The sequence below is a fragment of the Arthrobacter sp. Soil761 genome (genome assembly GCF_001428325.1).
Lineage (GTDB): Bacteria > Actinomycetota > Actinomycetes > Actinomycetales > Micrococcaceae > Arthrobacter.
In genome coordinates, this window is sequence record NZ_LMSF01000028.1 from 378,016 (window position 1) to 396,755 (window position 18,740).

The window sequence follows — 18,740 nt, forward strand, 5'->3', positions numbered from 1 at the left end:
GAGGTTAGGAAATCACATGGCAACAGAGACAGTTGCAAAACCCCGCACCAGCGCGCGCGTGCACGTCCAAAAGTTCGGGACATTCCTGTCCGGCATGATCATGCCCAACATTGGGGCGTTTATCGCCTGGGGCATCATCACGGCCCTCTTCATTGAGAAGGGCTGGCTGCCCGTACCCGTCCTCGGTGGCTTCGGTGAGACCGGCGGGAAGCCCAACGTCGGCCTTGTGGGCCCCATGATCACCTACCTGCTGCCACTCCTGATCGGATACACCGGCGGCAAGAACGTCTATGACGTCCGCGGCGGCGTGGTGGGGGCCATCGGCACCATGGGCGTGATCGTCGGTGCCGGCATCCCCATGTTCATCGGCGCCATGATCATGGGCCCGCTGGGCGGCTGGACCATGAAGAAGATCGACATGCTGTGGGAGGGCAAGATCCGCCCCGGCTTCGAGATGCTGGTCAACAACTTCTCTGCCGGTATCTGGGGCGCATTGCTCGCCATGCTGGGCTTCTTCGGCATTTCACCGCTGGTCACGGCCTTCAGCACCGGTGCCGGGAACGTGGTGCAGTTCCTGGTCAACAACGGCCTCCTGCCGCTGACCAGCATCTTCATCGAGCCCGCCAAGGTCCTGTTCCTGAACAACGCCATCAACCACGGCGTGCTGACCCCGCTGGGCGTCCAGCAGTCGCTGGACCAGGGCAAGTCCATCCTGTTCCTGCTCGAGGCGAACCCGGGTCCCGGCCTGGGCATCCTGCTGGCCTACATGTTCTTCGGCCGCGGTGCCGCCAAGGCGTCGGCGCCCGGTGCTGCGATCATCCACTTCCTGGGCGGCATCCACGAGATCTACTTCCCGTACGTGCTCATGCGCCCGCTGCTGATCCTGGCCGCAATCGCAGGCGGCATGACCGGCATCGCCACCCTGGCCGTCACCGGCGCGGGCCTGGTTGCGCCGGCCGCTCCGGGATCCATCCTCGCCGTGCTGGCCCAGACGTCCCGCGACAGCTACCTCGGCGTGATCCTGTCGGTGGTGCTCGCCGCCACGGCATCCTTCCTGGTGGCCTCCGTCATCATGAAGACCACCAAGCACAGCGACGAAACAGACCTAGGCGACGCCACCGCCCGCATGGAGGCAATGAAGGGCAAGAAGAGCTCGGTTTCCTCCACCCTGATAGGTGCAGGTGCAGGTGCAGGTGCAGGCGCTTCCGCAGGTGCCGCGTCCGGCGGCCGCGGCGGAGTGGGCGTGCTGGCCGGACCCGTCCGGAACATCGTGTTCGCCTGCGACGCCGGCATGGGCTCCAGCGCCATGGGCGCCTCGGTGCTGCGGAACAAGATCAAGGCGGCCGGGTTCCCGGACGTCAAGGTCACCAACGCCTCCATCGCCAGCCTCAGCGACACCTACGACGTGGTGATCACGCACCAGGACCTGACCGAGCGGGCCAAGCCGGCCACGTCCAGTGCCGTCCACTACTCGGTGGACAACTTCATGAGCAGCCCGCGGTACGACGAGATCGTCGAGCTGGTCCGCGAGAGCAACACGGAAGGCGGAACGTCCGACGCCGGCACCGCCCACGGTGCGCACGCCGCCGAGGCGCCGGTGGACGCAGCGCCTGCCGCAGCAGGTGCGGCAGCGGCAGCTCCTGCCGCCGGCAGCTCCGACATCCTGGCCCGCGAGAGCGTGGTCATGCGCGGTTCGGCCACCACCCGCGACGCCGCCATCGACGAGGCGGGCCGGCTGCTGCTGGCCCGTGGCGCCGTGGATGAGGGCTACATCGCCGCCATGCATGAGCGGGAAGAGTCCGTATCCACCTACATGGGCAGCTTCCTGGCCATCCCGCACGGCACCAACGCCGCCAAGAACCACATCCGCAAGTCGGCGGTTTCCGTCATCCGGTACCCGGAAGGCATCGACTGGAACGGCAAGCAGGTGAAGTTCGTGGTGGGCGTCGCCGGCATCAACAACGAGCACCTGCACATCCTGTCGTCCATCGCCAAGGTCTTCACCAACAAGGAACAGGTTGCCCGGCTCGAGGCCGCCACATCCGAGGATGAAGTCCTGGAGCTTTTCGGAAAGGTCAACGCATAGTGAAGGCAGTACATTTTGGGGCCGGCAACATCGGCCGCGGCTTCGTGGGGCTGCTCCTGCATGATGCCGGCTACGAAGTGGTGTTCGCGGACGTGGCCGAAGACCTGATCAACCGGCTCAAGGAAGCGGACAGCTACGCCGTGCACGAAGTGGGGGAGAATCCCGCCGTGCGGACCGTGGACAACTTCCGGGCGCTGAACTCCAACGCCCAGGAGGCGGAACTGGTCTCCGAGATCGCCACGGCGGACATCGTCACCACCGCAGTGGGCCCGCACATCCTGAAGTTCGTGGCGCCGGTGATCGCCAAGGGCATCGCCGCAAGGGAACCCGGCCGGGCGCCCCTGCAGGTGATGGCCTGTGAGAACGCGATCAACGCCACGGACATCCTGGCCAAGGAGGTGGCCGCCCAGCCAGGGGCCACCGCCGCAGTGCTGGACGGCAAGGCAGTGTTCGCCAATACTGCCGTGGACCGGATCGTGCCCAACCAGGAGGCCGGGCAGGGGCTGGACGTAACAGTGGAGACCTTTTACGAATGGGTCATCGACCGCACCGCGTTCGGTGACTCCGCTCCGGCGATCCCCGGCGCCACGTTCGTGGACGACCTCTCGCCCTACATCGAGCGGAAGCTGTTCACCGTGAACACCGGCCACGCCTCGGCGGCATACTTCGGGTTCGAGGCGGGCCTGGAGAAGATCTCCGACGCCATGGCGGACCAGGACGTGGCGGAGGATGTCCGGGCGGTGCTGGAGGAGACCAAGCAGCTCCTGGTGGCCAAGCACGGGTTCAGCAACGATGAGCAGGAAGCCTACGTCCAGAAGATCCTGGTCAGGTTCTCCAATCCCTATCTTCCGGACACCGTCAACCGGGTGGGCCGTGCTCCGCTGCGGAAGCTGAGCCGGAACGAGCGCTTCATTGGCCCCGCCGCCGAGCTGGCCGAACGTGGCGTGGTGCCGGAGGCCCTGCTTGGTGCCATCGCATCAGCGCTCCGGTTCAACGACCCCGCTGATACAGAGGCCACGGAGCTGGCAGAAATCCTTCGCTCCACCAGCCCCGCCGACGCCACGGCAAAAATCACCGGGCTGGCGCCTGGCCACCCGCTGTTCGCCGCCGTTGCCACCCTCGTCGAGGAGCGGCAGGCCGAAATGGCCGGCACCCCCGCCTGACGCCCCAACTGACACGCTCCATCATTACCTGCGCCCTCAAGCGCAACGCTCCATCAGATCCTGCAGGAATTCCGGCGACGCTCCATCAGAACGACGCCGGCACTTACCCAAGTGCCGGCGTCGTTCTTTGTCTGTGCCAAGCTGGGCGGGTGAACCAGAACCCAAATGCCGCGCCTGCTTTGCTCACCGCCGACGTCGACGGCGGGACGTTCCGCCTCAGGCACGCGACGCGTGCCGACATCCCGGACATGGTGCGCCTGCTGGCCGACGACGCCCTGGGCGCCGGCCGCGAGACCGCGAAGGATATGGAACCCTACGAACGCGCCTTTGACGCGATCCACGCCGACCCCGCCCATCTCCTGCTCGTCGGCGAAAGGGTGCCGCAGGGGAAAGAGGAGGGGCCGGTGGTTGCAACCTTCCAGCTGAGCTTCCTTCCCGGCATCTCCAGGCAGGGCGCGTGGCGCTCGCAGCTCGAAGGTGTCCGCGTGGCCGCGTCCCTTCGCGGGCAGGGCCTGGGGAGGCTCATGGTGGGCTGGGCCATCGCGGAGTCGCGGCGCCGGGGCTGCGACCTGATGCAGCTGACAACGCACCATAGCCGTTCGGCCGCCCACAGGTTCTACGAACAGCTGGGCTTCGAAGCAAGCCATGTCGGAATGAAGCGGACCCTCTGACCCTTGACCGTTAGGTTCCCTAACTGTTAGGGTACCTAACGATGACTGACGACGATCCCCAGCTCCACGAACTTGCCGGCGCCTTCCGTGAAGCCCTGCGGCACAGCGTCTACCTGGTCCGGCGCCTCGACGCGGACGGCGAACTCAGCGCCGCCCAGCTCAGTACCCTCAAGATGCTGCTCGGCGAGGGCCAGCGCGTCGGTGAGATCGCCCGGAACCTCGGTGTCCGCGTGCCCAGCGCTACCGAACAGATCATCAAGCTCGAACGCGCAGGCCTGGCGCGCCGGGAACCGGACCCGGATGACTCCCGCGCCGTCAGGGTGATCCTGACCCCCGAAGGCCGTGCCGCCGTCGACTCCGCAAACCGGCGGCGCAACCAGGTGATGGCCGCCATCCTCAGCACGCTCACCGACCAGGACCGCCAAGCCCTGGCGGAGGCCCTGCCGGTCATCGACAAAATCAACGCATCCCTCCAGAACTGAACCAGCCACGAACTTAGGAGCACCCTCCATGGAAGGCCAGCTCGCAGAAACCCTGCAAGCACCAGAATCAACCTTGACGGCCGAAAAGGCCTCATTCCTCAAACAGCCGAAGGCGGTATGGGCCACCGCCCTCGCCGCAGTGTTCGCCTTCATGGGCATCGGCCTGGTGGACCCCATCCTTCCGGCCATCGCCACCAACCTGGACGCCAGCCCCAGCCAGGTCTCCCTCCTCTTCACCAGCTACTTCCTGGTCACCGCGCTGGCCATGCTGATCACGGGGTTCGTCTCCTCCCGCATCGGCGGCAAGCGGACGCTGCTGATCGGCCTGGCCGTCATCGTCGTGTTCTCCTCGCTGTCCGGCCTGTCCGGCAGCGTCGACGAGCTGGTGGGCTTCCGCGCCGGCTGGGGACTGGGCAACGCCCTGTTCGTCGCCACCGCCCTCGCCGTCATTGTTGGGGTGGCCAGCGGCGGCGCCGGCACCGCCATCATCCTCTACGAAGCCGCACTGGGCCTGGGCATCTCGCTCGGCCCGCTGCTCGGCGCCCTCCTGGGCGGCTGGCAGTGGCGCGCCCCGTTCTTCGGCACCGCCGTCCTCATGGCCGCCGCCTTCATCGCCCTGATCGCCCTCCTGCCCAGGACGCCGCTGCCTGAGCGCAAGGTGCGGTTGCGGGACCCCCTGCTGGCGCTGGGCCACAAGGGACTGCGGACGACGGCGGCAAGCGGCCTGTTCTACAACTACGGCTTCTTCACCATCCTGGCTTTCACCCCGTTCATCCTGGGCATGGACGCGTACGGCATCGGCGGCGTCTTCTTTGGCTGGGGTGTGGCCGTGGCGGTATTTTCCGTCTTCGTTGCACCGGTCCTGCAGACCCGCTTCGGCGCGGTGAAGGTACTGACCGGCACTTTGTTCGTCCTCATGCTGGACCTGGCCGGACTGGGACTGGCCGCGGGGCACTCGGTGCCTGCCGTCGTCGTCCTGGTCATTGTTGCCGGCGCGCTGCTGGGCATCAACAACACCATCTACACGGAACTGGCCATGGGCGTCTCTGATTCGCCCCGGCCGGTGGCTTCCTCCGGCTACAACTTTGTCCGCTGGATGGGCGGTGCCCTGGCCCCGTTCGCGGCGGCGCAGCTCGGTGAGCACTTCGGCCCGCAGGTCCCGTTCTTTGCCGGGGCGGTGGCCATGGTGATCGCCATCCTGGTCGCGTTCGGCGGCCGGGCCTACCTGTCCTCGCACGAACCGCACGTCGTGTAGCCGCTGCCGGCGCACCAACACCAAACCCTCCATCACGGCATGTGATGGAGGGTTTGGTGTTTTCCTGCTGAAGCTGATGGAGCGTTCCAGGGAAGGCCGCCAAAAGTGATGGGGCGTTGCTAGGCCTTGGCGGAGCCCTTGGGTACGAACAGCGTCTCGGCCTGCTCCAGGGACATGCCGTTGGTCTCCGGGACCTTGAACATGACGAAGAAGAAGGAAGCCGCAGCGAACAGGGCGTACATGGCATAGGTCAGCGGCAGCGAGCCCGCTGCCATGACCGGGAAGCTCAGGGTGATCACGAAGTTGGCCACCCACTGGGCCGCTGCGGCCAGGCCCAGCGCCCGGGCACGGATCCGGGACGGGAAGATCTCGCCCAGGAGGACCCACACCAGCGGTCCCCAGGACGCGCCGAAGCTGATCACGAAGACGTTGGCGGCCACCAGGGCCACGGGGCCCCACGCGCCCGGCAGGCTGATGTTCTCGCCGCTGCCTGTTGCCGAGGAGAACGCCACGGCCATGGCGCCCAGGGACACGGCCATGCCCACGGACCCAGCCAGCAGGATGGGCCGGCGGCCCACGCGGTCCACCAGGGCGATGGCCACGAGGGTTACCAGGATGTTGGTGACGGAGGTTGCCACCGAGATGGCCAGGGAGTCCTTCTCCTGGAAGCCCACCGCCTTCCACAGGGTGGTGGAGTAGTAGAAGATCACGTTGATGCCCACGAACTGCTGGAGCACCGACAACGTGATGCCCACCCAAACCACAGCCTGCAGGCCAAAGGCCTTGCCGCGGAGGGACCCCTTTTGCCCGGCCAGCTTGTCTTCCTCAATGGCTTCCCGGATGTCCCGGATATGCCGACCGGCATCCTCGGTGGGTGCGATGGACTCAAAGACTTCCCGGGCCTGGTCCTCTTTGCCCTGGAACACCAGGAACCGCGGGGACTCGGGCAGGGTGAACGCCACCCAACCGTAAACGACGGCCGGGACGGCGGCGGCCAGGAACATCCAGCGCCATGATTCAATGCCCAGCCAGAAGGCCTGGTCCGCACCGCCGGCACTGGTGGCCAGGAGCGCGTCAGACAGCAGCGCGGCAAAAATACCCGTAGTGATGGCCAGCTGCTGCAGCGAAGCCAGGCGGCCGCGGACCTTTCGCGGCGAAATCTCGGAGATGTAGGCGGGCGCGATGACGGAGGCCAGCCCAATGCCCAGGCCGCCCACCAGGCGCCAGAACACCAGGTCCCAGACGCCGAACGCGAAACCCGTGCCCACGGCGCTGACCAGGAACAGCAGGGCGCCCAGCTTCATGGCCGGAATGCGGCCGTAGCGGTCCGCCACCTTGCCGGCCAGGAAGGCGCCGGCCGCGCAGCCCAGCAGGGCAATGGCTACGGCGAAGCCCGTGACGGCCTCTGACAGGGCAAATTCTTCCTTCATGGCGTCCACGGCGCCGTTGACCACCGATGAGTCGAAGCCGAAGAGGAATCCGCCCACCGCCCCCGCGAGCGCCAGCCAGATCACCCGCCGCGGTATCCCGGTTGTGGTCTGCTCCTGTGCAGTGGGCATGGTTCTCCCTGGGTTTGGGGGTTTTATGGATGCGGTGCGGACGTCGTCGGCTGCGGTACCGGCAGAATGGCCGGCGCACACGCGCTAAACAGTGTGGCACGTCACCGCCCGAGGTTCCACTTGGCGCCGTTTGCCCCGTTAACGCAGGACGACGACGGCGGGCTGTGCCGCCGTCGTCGTCCCACCCGTGCGCTTGCCGGCTAGTGCGCCGGAATCTCCATGCTGTCCTTGTCCTGCGGGGATGCCTTCTGGTCGGTCAGCTTCTTCCGCGGAAGGGCGAAGCTGATGAGGAACGCCAGGCCGGTGAGCGCCGCGGCCGTCAGCATCACGGTGTCGATGGCCGTGGCGAAGCCCTCGGTGATGGGCCTGGTCAGGGTGCTGTTGGCGGTATGCAGCCAGCTGGTGTCGTTCAGGGAGTCGTTCGAGGCGCCGTTCTTGAAGAATTCATAGAGCTTGGCGTTGGCAGGGTCCGACGCGACGGCAGGGTCCTTCAGGACGGCCAGGTAGGCCGGGTCCGTGGTGGCGGCCTTCATGCCGTCGGCAATGCGGCTTGCCGCCATGCTGAAGAGCATGGAGATGAAGACGGCGGTGCCCACGGCGCCGCCCATGGAGCGGAAGAACGCTGCGGAGGAGGTTCCCACGCCCATGTCCCGCGGCGGTACCGAGGTCTGCATGGCCAGGGTGAGCGGCTGCATGCAGAAGCCCAGGCCGACGCCGAAGAAGACGGCGATGAGTCCGGGGACCCAGAGTTCGGTGTCCACTGCCAGTGAGAAGCCCATCACCAGGGCGGCGGCGGTCAGGATGCCGGTACCCATGATGGGGAAGATGCGGAACGTGCCGGAGGCCGAGATGGTGCGGCCGGCGGTGATGGAGCCGAACAGGATGCCCACGGTGAAGGTGATCATCATCAGGCCGGCCTCGGTGGGGGTGAGGCCCTTGACCAGCTGGAGGTACATCGGAAGCATGGCGATTGCGCCGAACATGCCGATGCCGATGATGAAGTTCAGCAGCGAGGACAGTCCGAACGTGATGTTGTGGAAGAGCCGGAGCGGGATCAGGGCGTAGTCGCCGGCGCGCTTCTCCGCCAGCAGGAACCAGGCAATGCCCACCACACCCAGGCCGTAGCAGAGGAAAGAGTTCACGGAGGTCCAGCCCCACGTGCGGCCCTGCTCAGCCACCAGGAGGAGCGGAACGATGGCCACGGTGATGGCGGCGGCGCCCCAGTAGTCGATTTTCTGTTTCAGGTGCTTGGCGGGCAGGTGCAGGAACAGGAACACCACCGTCAGCGCGGCAAGGCCAATGGGAATGTTGATGAAGAAGACCCAGCGCCAGCCGTCAAAACCGAGGATGTTCGCCGACCCGGCGAATGCCCCACCCACCACCGGGCCCAGGACCGAGGAGATGCCGAACACGGACATGAAGTAGCCCTGGAACTTGGCGCGGTCCTTGAGCGAGACGATGTCGCCGATGATGGTCAGCGCCAGGGCCAGCAGGCCGCCGGCGCCAAGGCCCTGGATGCCGCGGGCAACTGCGAGTTCGGTCATCGAGTGGACCGAGCCGGCGTACAGCGAGCCCACCAGGAAGATGAGGATCGCGGTCAGGTACAGCGGGCGGCGGCCGAAGATGTCACTCAATTTGCCGTACAGCGGGGTGCTGACCGTGGAGGTGATCAGGTACGCGGTGGTGGCCCACGCCTGCAGGGAGAGCCCGTCCAGGTCATTGGCAATGGTGTAGATGGAAGTGGAGACGATGGTCTGGTCAAGGGATGCCAGGAACATGCCCAGCATCAGGCCCACCATCACGGTGACGATCTGGCGTTGCGTCAGGGTTTCTCCGGGGCCGGGCGCGGCAGTGGCTTTGGACATGGGTGCTCCAAGGGGAAGGAAAGGATATAAGCAGCGATAGTTGCTTTCAGTAACTATCTTACTCGTTGTTTTTATTCCCCGCCCTGCCGGGCTTCCTGCTGGCGCTCCACGAGGATGCCGTCCGGATCGCACCAGACGGTGGCTCCGGGACGGAAGGTCACGCCGTCGATCACCACATCCACGTCAACCTCGCCGGCCCCCGCCTTCTGGCTCTTCCTGGGGTTGCTGCCCAGGGCCTTGACGCCAAGGTCCAGGTCCGCGATCGCCAGCCGGTCACGGATGGCGCCGTTGATGACGACGCCGGCCCAGCCGTTTGCCACGGCGCTTTCGGCGATCATGTCCCCCATCAGGGCCGTGCCCAGCGATCCGCCGCCGTCCACCACCAGGACCGCCCCGTTCCCCGGTGACCCCAGCGTGGACTTCACCAGGGCGTTGTCCTGGAAGCAGCGAATGGTGCGGACCGGGCCGCTGAAGTGCGAGCGGCCACCCAGGGACTGGAACTGCAGGGAGACGGACGCCAGCTCGTCGCCGCGCTCATCGTAGAGGTCGGCGGTATTGACCGCTGTGCCTTCGGCCGGGGTGGGTGCGCTCATCTGGTTCTCCTCGATACTCGGCAATTTGTTACCCGGCAACGTGATCCCCCGGGCGGCGTTGACCGCCGCGTGCCCGGTGGCCCGGTACCGCCCACGATAGTCTGATTCCACCGCCAGCCGGCCGCACCAGGGGGAGCACGCCAATGAGTCCGTTCAACACGCCCGCGCCGCCGGATGATGCCGCAGGCAAAACCGCGACGGCGGCGCTCGCCGAGCCGGTGCAGAAGGTCACCGCCCGTTGGGTCACCGGTCTGGTGCTGGTGAACGTGGGCATCAACGCGGCGTTCTTCGGTCCCATCAACGTGTTCATCGGCCAGCAGGCGATCAGCATTGATGCGCCTTCCAAGGAAGCCATCCTCTCGCTGGTGACGGCCTGCGGTGCGGGGGTTTCGCTGGTGGCCAACCCCCTCTTCGGTGCCCTCTCGGACCGGACCACGTCCCGGTTCGGCCGGCGGGCCCCGTGGGTGCTGGCCGGGGCAGTCCTGGCCACGGCGGCGCTGCTGGCCATGTCCTTCTCTGCCGCGGTGGCCCTGATGGTGCTTTTCTGGTGCCTGGTGCAGCTGGGTGCAAATGCCGCGTACGCGGCCATTACCGCCGCCGTCCCGGACCGGGTTCCCGTCATCCAGCGCGGGGGAGTGGGCGGACTCGCGGCCATGGGGCAGACCCTTGGCATCCTCACTGGCGCGGTTTTCGGGGCAGTGGTCTCCGGCAACTTCATGGTGGGCTACTGGCTGTGTGCGGGCGCCCTGCTGGTGTCCGTGCTGCCGTACCTGTTCCACCGGAATGATCCCGCCCTGCCCAAGTCCGGGCTGGAGGCTTTCCGGCCCAGGGTTTTCCTCAAGGGTTTCTGGATCAGTCCCCGGCGCCACCCGGATTTCGCCTGGGCCTGGCTCACGCGCTTCCTGGTCAACGTGGGAAACCAGCTGACCATCGTCTACCTGCTCTTCTTCCTGCGTGACGTCATAGGCCATGAGGATCCTGCCGCGGGGGTTCTGGTCCTGACGGGTATCTACGCGGTGATGGTCATGGCCACCGCGGTGGTGGCCGGTCCCTGGAGTGACCGGGTGGGCAGGCGGAAACCGTTCGTCATCGCCTCCTCGGCCATAATCGCCATGGCCGGAGCCATCATGGCCTTCTTTCCCGTCTGGCCCGGCGCGCTCGCCGGCGCCGCCGTCCTGGGCGTCGGTTTCGGCGCCTACCTGGCCGTGGACTTTGCGCTGCTGACCCAGGTCCTGCCGTTCGCCGTCAGCCGCGGCAAGGACATGGGGATCATCAACGTGGCCAACTCGCTGCCGCAGGTGGTTGCCCCGGGACTGGCGCTGCTGGCCGTGGCCTACTGGGGTGGCTACCGGACGCTGTTCCTCACGGCGGCTGCCATCGGGCTGCTGGGTGCCGTTTTCGTGGTGAAAATCAAGGGCGTCGACTGACCTGCCGGCGCCCGAAACTAAGGCCGCTGACTAATTAGGGCACACGCCTGTGCCGTATAGTTGAACCGGGCTGCAGGGCGGTACGGAAGTGGGGGCGCTCCTGGCCGCAGTCCCTACGACACAACCCCGGAATGCTGATGCCCGAGACTTTTTCAGACCATCCGCCCATGGCCGCCCGGCCTTCCGCTCCACGCCAGCGCCTCCGCTACACGCGGATTCTGGACACCGCCGCAGGGTTCGCCCGCACGGGTCTTGACGCCGTGGAACTCTCCGAAGTCGCAGAAAAAGCGGACGTGCCACTGGGAACCCTCTACCGTTACTTTCCGTCCCCCACCCACCTGATGCTGGCGCTGTACCGGCAGCAGCTGGACGAGCTGCAGGCCGGTTCCCGGGGCTCGTCGCCGCGCTTCCGGGGCCGGGCACTGTCCGGCCTGCTGATGGAAATCTTCCACATGCGCGTCATGCAGCCCGCGGTGGAGCAATGCCTCAGCCGGGGCGTGTACCACCCGGACAAGGACACCACCGCACTCCTGCGCGAGATTGATGCACTCAGCGAAAAGCTCGTTGCGGGTGCCTGCGGCGACGCCGTGGGAGCCAGGGTCCTCCTCCTGACCGTCACTGGTCTGGTCCAGTCCGTCCGGAGCCGCCGACTGTCCCTCTTCGAAGCCGAGGAGGACCTGAAAAAGGCGTGCGGTCGGCTGTCCCCCGGGGCCGAGGCGGGCTTCACAGTGTCCCGGTCGGCGTAACTGGTCTAGACCAAAGGGCAATTAAATACGCCATAATGCCGTGATCTGGATCACAAATCGTCCTGCATAAACGTTTTGTCAGGCTAAAGCTGTGTCAAGCAGGACCCGGCAGCCCTTTCGGGCCTGCCTACCATTGGGGCACAGGAGCGGCAGGGCGGAAACATCCCCGGCGTTCCCGCGGACCCGCCACCCTTGGGTTTCCTGTCGCACTACCTTCCACGCCTGGGCCCGGGAGGGCCCGGTTCCCGATGTGCCGTGTGCCCACGGCCAGCACCAGGAGACAACGACGTGTCCATTGACGCAATCACAGCCACCGACGATTCAGCAGCCACGGCCTTGACCGAAGACGAAATCTTCACGGCCCACCAGGGCGGCAAGCTCTCCGTCACCAGCACTGTTCCGCTGTCCAACAAGCGGGACCTGTCCATCGCCTACACCCCCGGAGTGGCCGAGGTGAGCCGGGCCATCCACGCCAAGCCCGAACTGGCCCGCACCCTGACCTGGGCCGAGCGCCTGGTGGTCGTGGTCAGCGACGGCACTGCCGTCCTGGGCCTGGGCAACATCGGGGCCAGCGCCTCGCTGCCGGTCATGGAAGGCAAGTCCGCCCTCTTCAAGACCTTCGGCGACCTTGATTCCATCCCCCTGGTCCTCAACACCACGGACGTGGACGAGATCGTGGAAACCCTGGTCCGCCTGCGCCCCAGCTTCGGCGCCGTGAACCTTGAGGACATCTCCGCCCCGCGCTGCTTCGAGCTCGAGGAAAAGCTGATCGAAGCCCTTGACTGCCCGGTCATGCACGACGACCAGCACGGAACCGCCGTCGTGGCCCTGGCAGCGCTGACCAACGCCGCCAAGGTGACCGGCCGCGGCCTCGAGGGCCTGAAGGTGGTGGTGTCCGGCGCCGGCGCGGCGGGGATCGCCGTCGCCGAAATCCTGCTCGCAGCCGGGATCACCGACGTCGTCCTGCTCGACTCCCGCGGAGTCATCAACAGCGGCCGCGCCGACCTCGCTGCCAGCCCCGACAGCAAGAAGGCCGACCTCGCCGGCCGCAGCAACCCCCGCGGCATCACCGGCGGACCTGCTGAAGCGCTGGCCGGTGCCGACGTCTTCATCGGCGTCTCCTCCTCGAAGCTGGACGAGGCGCACCTGGCATCGATGAACCAGGACGCCATCGTGTTCGCCCTGTCCAACCCGGATCCCGAAGTCCTGCCCGAGGTGGCCGTAAAGTACGCCGCCGTGGTGGCCACCGGCCGCAGCGACTTCCCCAACCAGATCAACAACGTCCTGGCGTTCCCAGGCATCTTCCGCGGTGCCCTCGACGCCGGCGCCCGCCGCATCACCCCGGCCATGAAGCTCGCAGCGGCGCGCGCCATCGCCGGGCTCGCCGCCGAGGACCTCTCGGCCGACTACATCGTCCCCAGCCCGCTGGATCCCCGCGTGGCACCGGCGGTCACCGCGGCCGTCGCCGCGGCGGTGGAAGCGGAGTAAATCCCCTTTCCGGCAGAAACCACGACGGCGGTGCCTCCTTCCCCGAAGGAGGCACCGCCGTCGGGCGTTAAGGGCCGGCCCTAGACTGAAGTCCATGAGCTCCGAAACCGTGGTGACCATCCTGTGCGGCCTGGCGATCCTGGTGGGGGTGGCCGGCACCATCATTCCCGTCCTGCCAGGCAGCGTCCTCATTGGCGTGAGCCTGCTGGCGTGGGCCATCTGGGGCGGCGCCGGGTCTGCGGGGTGGGTCGTGTTTGCGGTGGCCATGATCTTTGTCGCCGCGGGGATGACGGCGGGTGCCGTCCTCACCGGCAGGAAGCTCAAGCAGCATGCCATTCCCAGCCGCAGCATTGTGGTGGCCCTCGTGGCGGGCGTGGTGGGGATGTTCATCATCCCTGTGGTGGGCCTCTTCGTTGGTTTCGCGGCCGGGCTGCTGGCCAGCGAGTTCCTCCGGACTCGGAATTTTTCGACGGCGGCGAAGTCCAGCTGGGCCGCGCTGAAGGCCACCGGGCTGGGGATGCTCGCGGAGTTCGGGCTGGCCTGCCTTGCCGCCAGCACCTGGGTCATTGGTGTGTGGATCGCCGCCGCCAACGGCTGAGTCCATTGCGCCCCGGACCCTGCCCGGGTACAACCAAGGTATGACCCAGCCAGCTTCAGCCCGGGACCATGTCCACGCCTGGATGGAAAAATACCAGGCTGCCTGGACCAGCAACGGCGCCGATGACATCCGCAACCTGTTTGCCCCGGACGCGCTCTACGAGACGCGTCCCCATGATCCCGAACCCTGGCGCGGCCACGACGGGATCGTCCAGGGCTGGCTGGCGGCACGTGACGAGCCGGCCGACTGGACGTTCAGCTGGGAACTGCTGGGGTGCGACGGCGACACCGCCTTTGTCCAGGGCCTCACCACCTACTCGGGCGGCAGGCCCACGTACGACAATCTGTGGGTGATCAGGTTTGATGGATCCGGCCGTGCCCGCTCCTTTACTGAATGGTTCATGGCGGGGAAGCCGGAGATCCCTCCCGGTTAGCATGGAAAGATGAGCGCCGGGGAGACCGCACCGATCTACTGGGACAACCGCGACCTCACACCGTTCGGGCAGGCCCAGCTGCGCACCCCTGTCCACGACCTTGCCGGGGGAGTGGGCGGCCTGCTGACCGGCGTCCTCGGCGGCCGCAACCCTGCCCTGCTCTCCATCGACGGCGAGGTGCCGCGGCTCAAGCGGCTGCTGCCCAAGCCTGCCAAGGCGGTTCATGAAGCCGTCTTCACCAGCCACGAACCGGAGCGCCTGATCACCCTGGCGCGCGCCTACCCCGGGTGGGCGGGGCTCTGCTACCTCATGGGCGGGCTCCTGGCGTACAAGCACGGCGGCTACCTGCGGGCGTCGGAACTCCTGCAGCGGGGGCTCGCCACCCGCAATGACGACGAAGCCAACCGTTACTCATCGACCTACCTCACCCGTATCGTCACCCGGATCGAACTGGCCGAGCGGGTGGAGATCCCCGTGCTGTTCAGCGAGGAATCGGTGTTCCTTGCCCTGTCCCATGCGCTGCGCGAGACGGGCCGCACCGAAGCGGCGCTCGACGCACTGGGCGGGCTGCCGCCATCGCTTCCCATGGCCCTGGCGCGCTGCTCGCTGGCCCTCACCCTGGGACGAAGCCGCACGGTCATTGACTGGACGGAGGGGCTGCTGAACGCGGACGATCTCTCCGCTGCCCTGCTGCTGGTCCGCGCCCGTGCCCTGCGGCGTGAAGGCCGGCTGGAGGCTGCGCACCAGGCCATCGCCGAAGTTTTGCGCCGCCGCAAGACACACCTTGTGCTCCGCAACGACGCGCTGACGGACCGGGCATTGCTCGTGCTGGAATCGGGCCGGCGGTCGCTGAATCCCCGCGACTGGGGACGCCGGCGCGGGGACCCGGAACTGCAGCGCGAACTCGAGGCGCCGCCGCGCATCCGCAAGGATGAGGAGATGCGGCGGATCTGGGAGCAGGACTGGAAGGAACTCGGCGGAGAGTAGGAACCCGGACCGGCTACTGGGGGCGGCCGGCCAGGAACGGCACCAGCTGCTCGCCGAGCAGCACGGCCCCCAGTGCCACCATGATGATGCCGCTGGCAAGCGTTACTGCCCGGGCGGCGCCGGGCCTGCTTTGCAGCAGGGAGCGCGAGAGCAGGGCCACCACCGTGTAAACCAGGCCCGCCAGTGCCACGAACGTCATGCCCAGCAGCCCGGACTGCACCGGCACGGGCAGGGAGGCCTCGGAGCTGACGAACTGCGGTATGAGGGCCACATAAAAGAGCAGGCCCTTGGGGTTGATCCCGCTGGTGCCCATCCCCTGCAGGAAGGTGCGCAGCTGTGTTCCGGCGGCCTGTGTTCCGGCGGCGCCGGCCGCGTCCGCGCTGAAGCTCGCGCCGCGCCAAGACCGGAGGGTTCCCACCCCCAGCCACAGGAGGTAGCCCGCGCCGGCCAGGGTAATCCAGCCCAGGACCCCGGGCATGCCTGCCAGCACGGCGGCCAGCCCGGCCACCAGCAGGACGGTGTGAAGGACGTATCCGCCGCAGAGCCCGGCAACCGCGGGGACGAAACTGCGCTGCCGCAGGCCCGCCGCGATGGTGTAGGCCCAGTCCACCCCCGGCGTGCAGGCCAGGGCTGCAGCAACCACCAGGAAGGCAAGGAACAACTGCGGGTTCATCGGGTTTCTCCTGTCGAAGGGCTCTCAGGAGCAACCATAGGGAGAATCCGGCCATAAGTGCTGTCCTGTTTTCGCCCGCCCCGCGGTGACAGCAGTATGTTTATTGCGTGATAGACAAGATTGACAGGAATATCTTGCGGCACCTCCAGGAGGACGGGCGCATGACCGCCACCGCGCTGGCAGCGAAGGTGGGCCTGACGGTGGCTCCCTGCCACCGGCGGCTGCGCGACCTGGAGCGGTCCGGGGTGATCCGCGGGTACAAGGCAGACATCGACCCCGCGGCGGTGGGCCTGGGGTTCGAGGCGATCGTTTTCGTCACCCTCCGCCAAGTGGACCGCCCCACCATGGAGATTTTCGAGAACCGAGTGGCGGACAATCCGAACATTGTGGAGGCACAGCGGCTGTTTGGTTCCCCGGACTATCTGCTGAAGGTCATAGCGGAGGACCTGCCGGCGTACCAGCGCTTCTACGACACCGAGCTCACATCGCTGCCCGGCGTTGAACGGCTGACGTCAACGCTGGTCATGAAGAACCTCAAGTCCAACGCGGGCCCGCCCGTCTAGGTCCCCGCGGTCCGCAAGTCAGTCGGCAGGCAGAATGTGGACGATGATCACCTGCGTGTCCTTGCTGCCGTCGTAGCGGAGATCGTAGTTCACCGTCAGTCCGGTGCCTGTTCCCGGCGTGATGGAGAAATCGCTCTTGGAAGCAGGATCCGCCTGGGTGCTGCTGATCCATTCTTCAGCCGGCTCCGCTGCTATCCCGTAGCGCTGCACGCCGTCCCTGATCAACTCAAAGTACTCGTCAGGTGAGCCGGCGGTGAGGAAGTAGGTGACCTCGCTGAAGTCCGTCCGCCGGTCCGTGGTGTTGAAACGGATCCGGTCCGTTTCGGCGGTTATTTCGCCGTTGGGCGCCAGGATGCTGAGGCTGATCTTGCCCGAACCCCGGGTATTGATCTCGGGGCCGTAACTGTCCTTGGTGACGCGGACGGCGTCCTTTTCCAGGCGTCCCGAGCTCATATCCAGGCGGGCCGTCCCGGTGGTGCGGATACTTTCCACGCCGGCGGCGTCAAGGGTGGAGAAAGCGGAGGTTTTCACGGGGCTCCCTGCAGAAGATGAAGTGGCGGTGGTCGGATCGGCCGGAGTTGGCGCTTTGCAGCCGGCCAGGACAAGGAGTGAAACGAGGGCAATGACGACGGCGGTCCGTTCGCCGGGTGCGGCGCGTCGGCGGGGCGCAATCACTGGTGGACCTCCGCGTCGAACCCGTCAAGGAACCGGTCCATGATGCCGGGAATGTTGTTGGTGGGACGGTACTGGTCCACCCGGCCGTCAAAGTCGGAGCCGATGATCTGCGCCGCCCGGTCCGGGTCCGTGGCCAGAAGATGTTGGTAAGCGGGGAGGGTGTCCTGCCGGATGAGGTTCCAGCGCTGGTCCGCGTTGGCGATGTTGCCGTCGGGGAAGCCCGTGGTGAAGTCGGTGCGGAACTGGGCGGGATTGTCCCAGCTGGTGAAGGGGATGTTCTCGGGACCGGGGCTTTCCACGCTGAAGCTGTAGGGAAACACCTCGGGGTAGCTTTTGGCGCCCGGGATGGAGGGTTCCCCGGCGAGTGTCACCATATAGGTCACGGCTTCGCCTCCAGGGTGGCCGCGCATGTTGTCGTAGTCGTCCGCGATAATTTCGTTCTGCTCGCGGTACAGGAGGGCCGTGTTTCCTTCACGGACCTGGTCGGGATCTCCCGAATCGATCTGCGCCCACGCGTTGGCCGTGGCCTGGTCGATGGCGCCGGAGTCGCGAAGGCGGTTGATCTCACCGATGCCACCGTTCAGATACGCCTGGTGCTGGCGCGCCTGGTCCAGGAAGATTTCCTTGTTCATGTCCAGCATGCTGGTTTCATAGAAGCGGATTTCCGCATCCGTCATCCCTGCGAGCTGTTCCAGCTGGTCCAGGACGGGAAGGGGGATGTCCGAGGCTGGATTGTCGGTGATTTGTTGAGCCAAATCCCGCAGCATGGCCATGTCCCGGAATCCGCCGGCGAAGGACGGGCCAATCATGTTGGCCATGCCTGCCCACTGCAGGTCCGGGTTGGCAAGGTAGGCCTGGCCGTAAAAGTCGTAGACCTTGGTGATGGTCTCCCAGTTGTATTCCGTACCTTTTGACGTGTCCCAGTCGGCTGGATCAATGCCCATGTCCAGCATCGCCTGCCGGTTCCAGTAGGAATTGAGGAAGTCCTGGTAGCCCTTGGAGTTCTTGCTGACCAGGCCGGAGTCCGCCGCGGCGTCCATGGCGGTTTTGGCTGCCTCCGGGTTCGCCTGGGCCCACTGGCGGAACCCGTCGCTCAGCAGGTAGGCGCGCCGCTCGGCCGGGGTCATGGCATTCAGTCTGTCTGTCAGATCCTGGGCGGATCCGCTCCCGGATCCGCCCGACCCGGGGCCTCCCGGTCCACCAGTGCTGGCCTTCTCTTGTTCGTCCGCGTTGGCGAGGAGTGTCCTGGCGGCCGACTCCAGCCCTGCCGTTGCCGACCTCAGCAGCCTGGCGTGCGATGACGTCCACTCGCTGCGGAACCTGTCGCCGTCGCGCCCTTTCCACAGGCCGGAACCAATGCTGCTGCTGAGCTGCTGCCCCAGGACGTTGAGCCGGTTGGCGCCGGCAGCCAGGTCCTTGGCGAGTTGCCGCAGCTGCGCCACATCGCCGCCGTAAAAGTTTCCCGCCATGCTGCCC

Annotated in this window: 18 protein-coding genes; 12 read left to right on the forward strand and 6 right to left on the reverse strand. The window is 66.6% G+C overall.

Going from position 1 to position 18,740, the window contains the following annotated elements:
• The first annotated feature begins 16 nt into the window (after nt 1-16).
• The 5 genes from ASG79_RS16300 (at nt 17) to ASG79_RS16320 (ending at nt 5,657) form a co-directional block, all read left to right on the forward strand.
• Nucleotides 17-2,086 (forward strand): PTS mannitol transporter subunit IICBA, encoded by a 2,070-nt coding sequence (locus ASG79_RS16300; protein ID WP_056392490.1) that lies wholly within the window; start codon nt 17-19, stop codon nt 2,084-2,086.
• The gene (locus tag ASG79_RS16305; protein WP_018769735.1) at nt 2,086-3,249 is read left to right on the forward strand and encodes a mannitol-1-phosphate 5-dehydrogenase; all 1,164 of its coding nucleotides are present in this window, start codon (nt 2,086-2,088) and stop codon (nt 3,247-3,249) included. The genes ASG79_RS16300 and ASG79_RS16305 overlap by 1 nt, the downstream gene beginning before the upstream one ends.
• 179 nt (nt 3,250-3,428) lie before the next feature.
• Nucleotides 3,429-3,920 carry a GNAT family N-acetyltransferase gene (locus ASG79_RS16310; protein WP_082581788.1) on the forward strand — a complete coding sequence of 164 codons (492 nt, stop codon included), beginning with the start codon at nt 3,429-3,431 and terminating at the stop codon, nt 3,918-3,920.
• 41 nt (nt 3,921-3,961) lie between these two features.
• Nucleotides 3,962-4,402, forward strand: coding sequence for a MarR family winged helix-turn-helix transcriptional regulator (locus ASG79_RS16315; RefSeq protein ID WP_056392494.1), 441 nt, complete (start codon nt 3,962-3,964; stop codon nt 4,400-4,402).
• 28 nt (nt 4,403-4,430) lie between these two features.
• Entirely contained in the window at nt 4,431-5,657 is a 1,227-nt protein-coding gene (locus tag ASG79_RS16320) for an MFS transporter (RefSeq protein WP_056392496.1), read from the forward strand.
• Between the two features lie 119 nt (nt 5,658-5,776).
• On the opposite strand, the gene ASG79_RS16325 is transcribed toward ASG79_RS16320, so the two are convergent.
• The 3 genes from ASG79_RS16325 to rraA form a co-directional block, all read right to left on the reverse strand.
• Nucleotides 5,777-7,216 (reverse strand): sugar porter family MFS transporter, encoded by a 1,440-nt coding sequence (locus tag ASG79_RS16325; RefSeq protein WP_026265837.1) that lies wholly within the window; start codon nt 7,214-7,216, stop codon nt 5,777-5,779.
• Nucleotides 7,217-7,416: 200 nt separating this feature from the next.
• Nucleotides 7,417-9,081, reverse strand: a complete 1,665-nt coding sequence (locus ASG79_RS16330) for an MDR family MFS transporter (RefSeq protein WP_056392498.1) — start codon at nt 9,079-9,081, stop codon at nt 7,417-7,419.
• Between the two features lie 71 nt (nt 9,082-9,152).
• Entirely contained in the window at nt 9,153-9,674 is a 522-nt protein-coding gene (gene rraA, locus ASG79_RS16335; protein WP_056392499.1) for a ribonuclease E activity regulator RraA, read from the reverse strand.
• A gap of 143 nt (nt 9,675-9,817) precedes the next feature.
• Here rraA and ASG79_RS16340 point away from each other — a divergent pair, with 143 nt between their 5' ends.
• From ASG79_RS16340 to ASG79_RS16365, 6 genes are all read left to right on the forward strand, one after another.
• Complete coding sequence (locus ASG79_RS16340) at nt 9,818-11,101, forward strand: MFS transporter (protein ID WP_018769728.1); 1,284 nt, start codon at nt 9,818-9,820, stop codon at nt 11,099-11,101.
• Nucleotides 11,102-11,238: 137 nt separating this feature from the next.
• Complete coding sequence (locus ASG79_RS16345; protein WP_018769727.1) at nt 11,239-11,847, forward strand: TetR/AcrR family transcriptional regulator; 609 nt, start codon at nt 11,239-11,241, stop codon at nt 11,845-11,847.
• Between the two features lie 288 nt (nt 11,848-12,135).
• Nucleotides 12,136-13,335, forward strand: a complete 1,200-nt coding sequence (locus ASG79_RS16350; RefSeq protein ID WP_018769726.1) for an NADP-dependent malic enzyme — start codon at nt 12,136-12,138, stop codon at nt 13,333-13,335.
• 94 nt (nt 13,336-13,429) lie between these two features.
• Complete coding sequence (locus ASG79_RS16355) at nt 13,430-13,933, forward strand: DUF456 domain-containing protein (RefSeq protein ID WP_018769725.1); 504 nt, start codon at nt 13,430-13,432, stop codon at nt 13,931-13,933.
• A gap of 40 nt (nt 13,934-13,973) precedes the next feature.
• Complete coding sequence (locus tag ASG79_RS16360) at nt 13,974-14,366, forward strand: nuclear transport factor 2 family protein (protein ID WP_056392501.1); 393 nt, start codon at nt 13,974-13,976, stop codon at nt 14,364-14,366.
• Nucleotides 14,367-14,375: 9 nt separating this feature from the next.
• Nucleotides 14,376-15,353, forward strand: a complete 978-nt coding sequence (locus ASG79_RS16365) for a hypothetical protein (RefSeq protein ID WP_056392503.1) — start codon at nt 14,376-14,378, stop codon at nt 15,351-15,353.
• A gap of 13 nt (nt 15,354-15,366) precedes the next feature.
• On the opposite strand, the gene ASG79_RS16370 is transcribed toward ASG79_RS16365, so the two are convergent.
• Nucleotides 15,367-16,026 (reverse strand): LysE family translocator, encoded by a 660-nt coding sequence (locus tag ASG79_RS16370; RefSeq protein WP_056392508.1) that lies wholly within the window; start codon nt 16,024-16,026, stop codon nt 15,367-15,369.
• Nucleotides 16,027-16,133: 107 nt separating this feature from the next.
• On the opposite strand from ASG79_RS16370, the gene ASG79_RS16375 reads away from it, so the two are divergent.
• Nucleotides 16,134-16,589 (forward strand): Lrp/AsnC family transcriptional regulator, encoded by a 456-nt coding sequence (locus ASG79_RS16375; protein WP_081620204.1) that lies wholly within the window; start codon nt 16,134-16,136, stop codon nt 16,587-16,589.
• 18 nt (nt 16,590-16,607) lie between these two features.
• On the opposite strand, the gene ASG79_RS16380 is transcribed toward ASG79_RS16375, so the two are convergent.
• Nucleotides 16,608-17,120 carry a hypothetical protein gene (locus ASG79_RS16380; RefSeq protein WP_377204916.1) on the reverse strand — a complete coding sequence of 171 codons (513 nt, stop codon included), beginning with the start codon at nt 17,118-17,120 and terminating at the stop codon, nt 16,608-16,610.
• A 140-nt stretch (nt 17,121-17,260) separates the two neighbouring features.
• On the reverse strand, nt 17,261-18,733 hold the full coding sequence (locus tag ASG79_RS16385; RefSeq protein WP_056392510.1) for a WXG100 family type VII secretion target: 1,473 nt from the start codon (nt 18,731-18,733) through the stop codon (nt 17,261-17,263).
• Nucleotides 18,734-18,740: the final 7 nt, after the last annotated feature.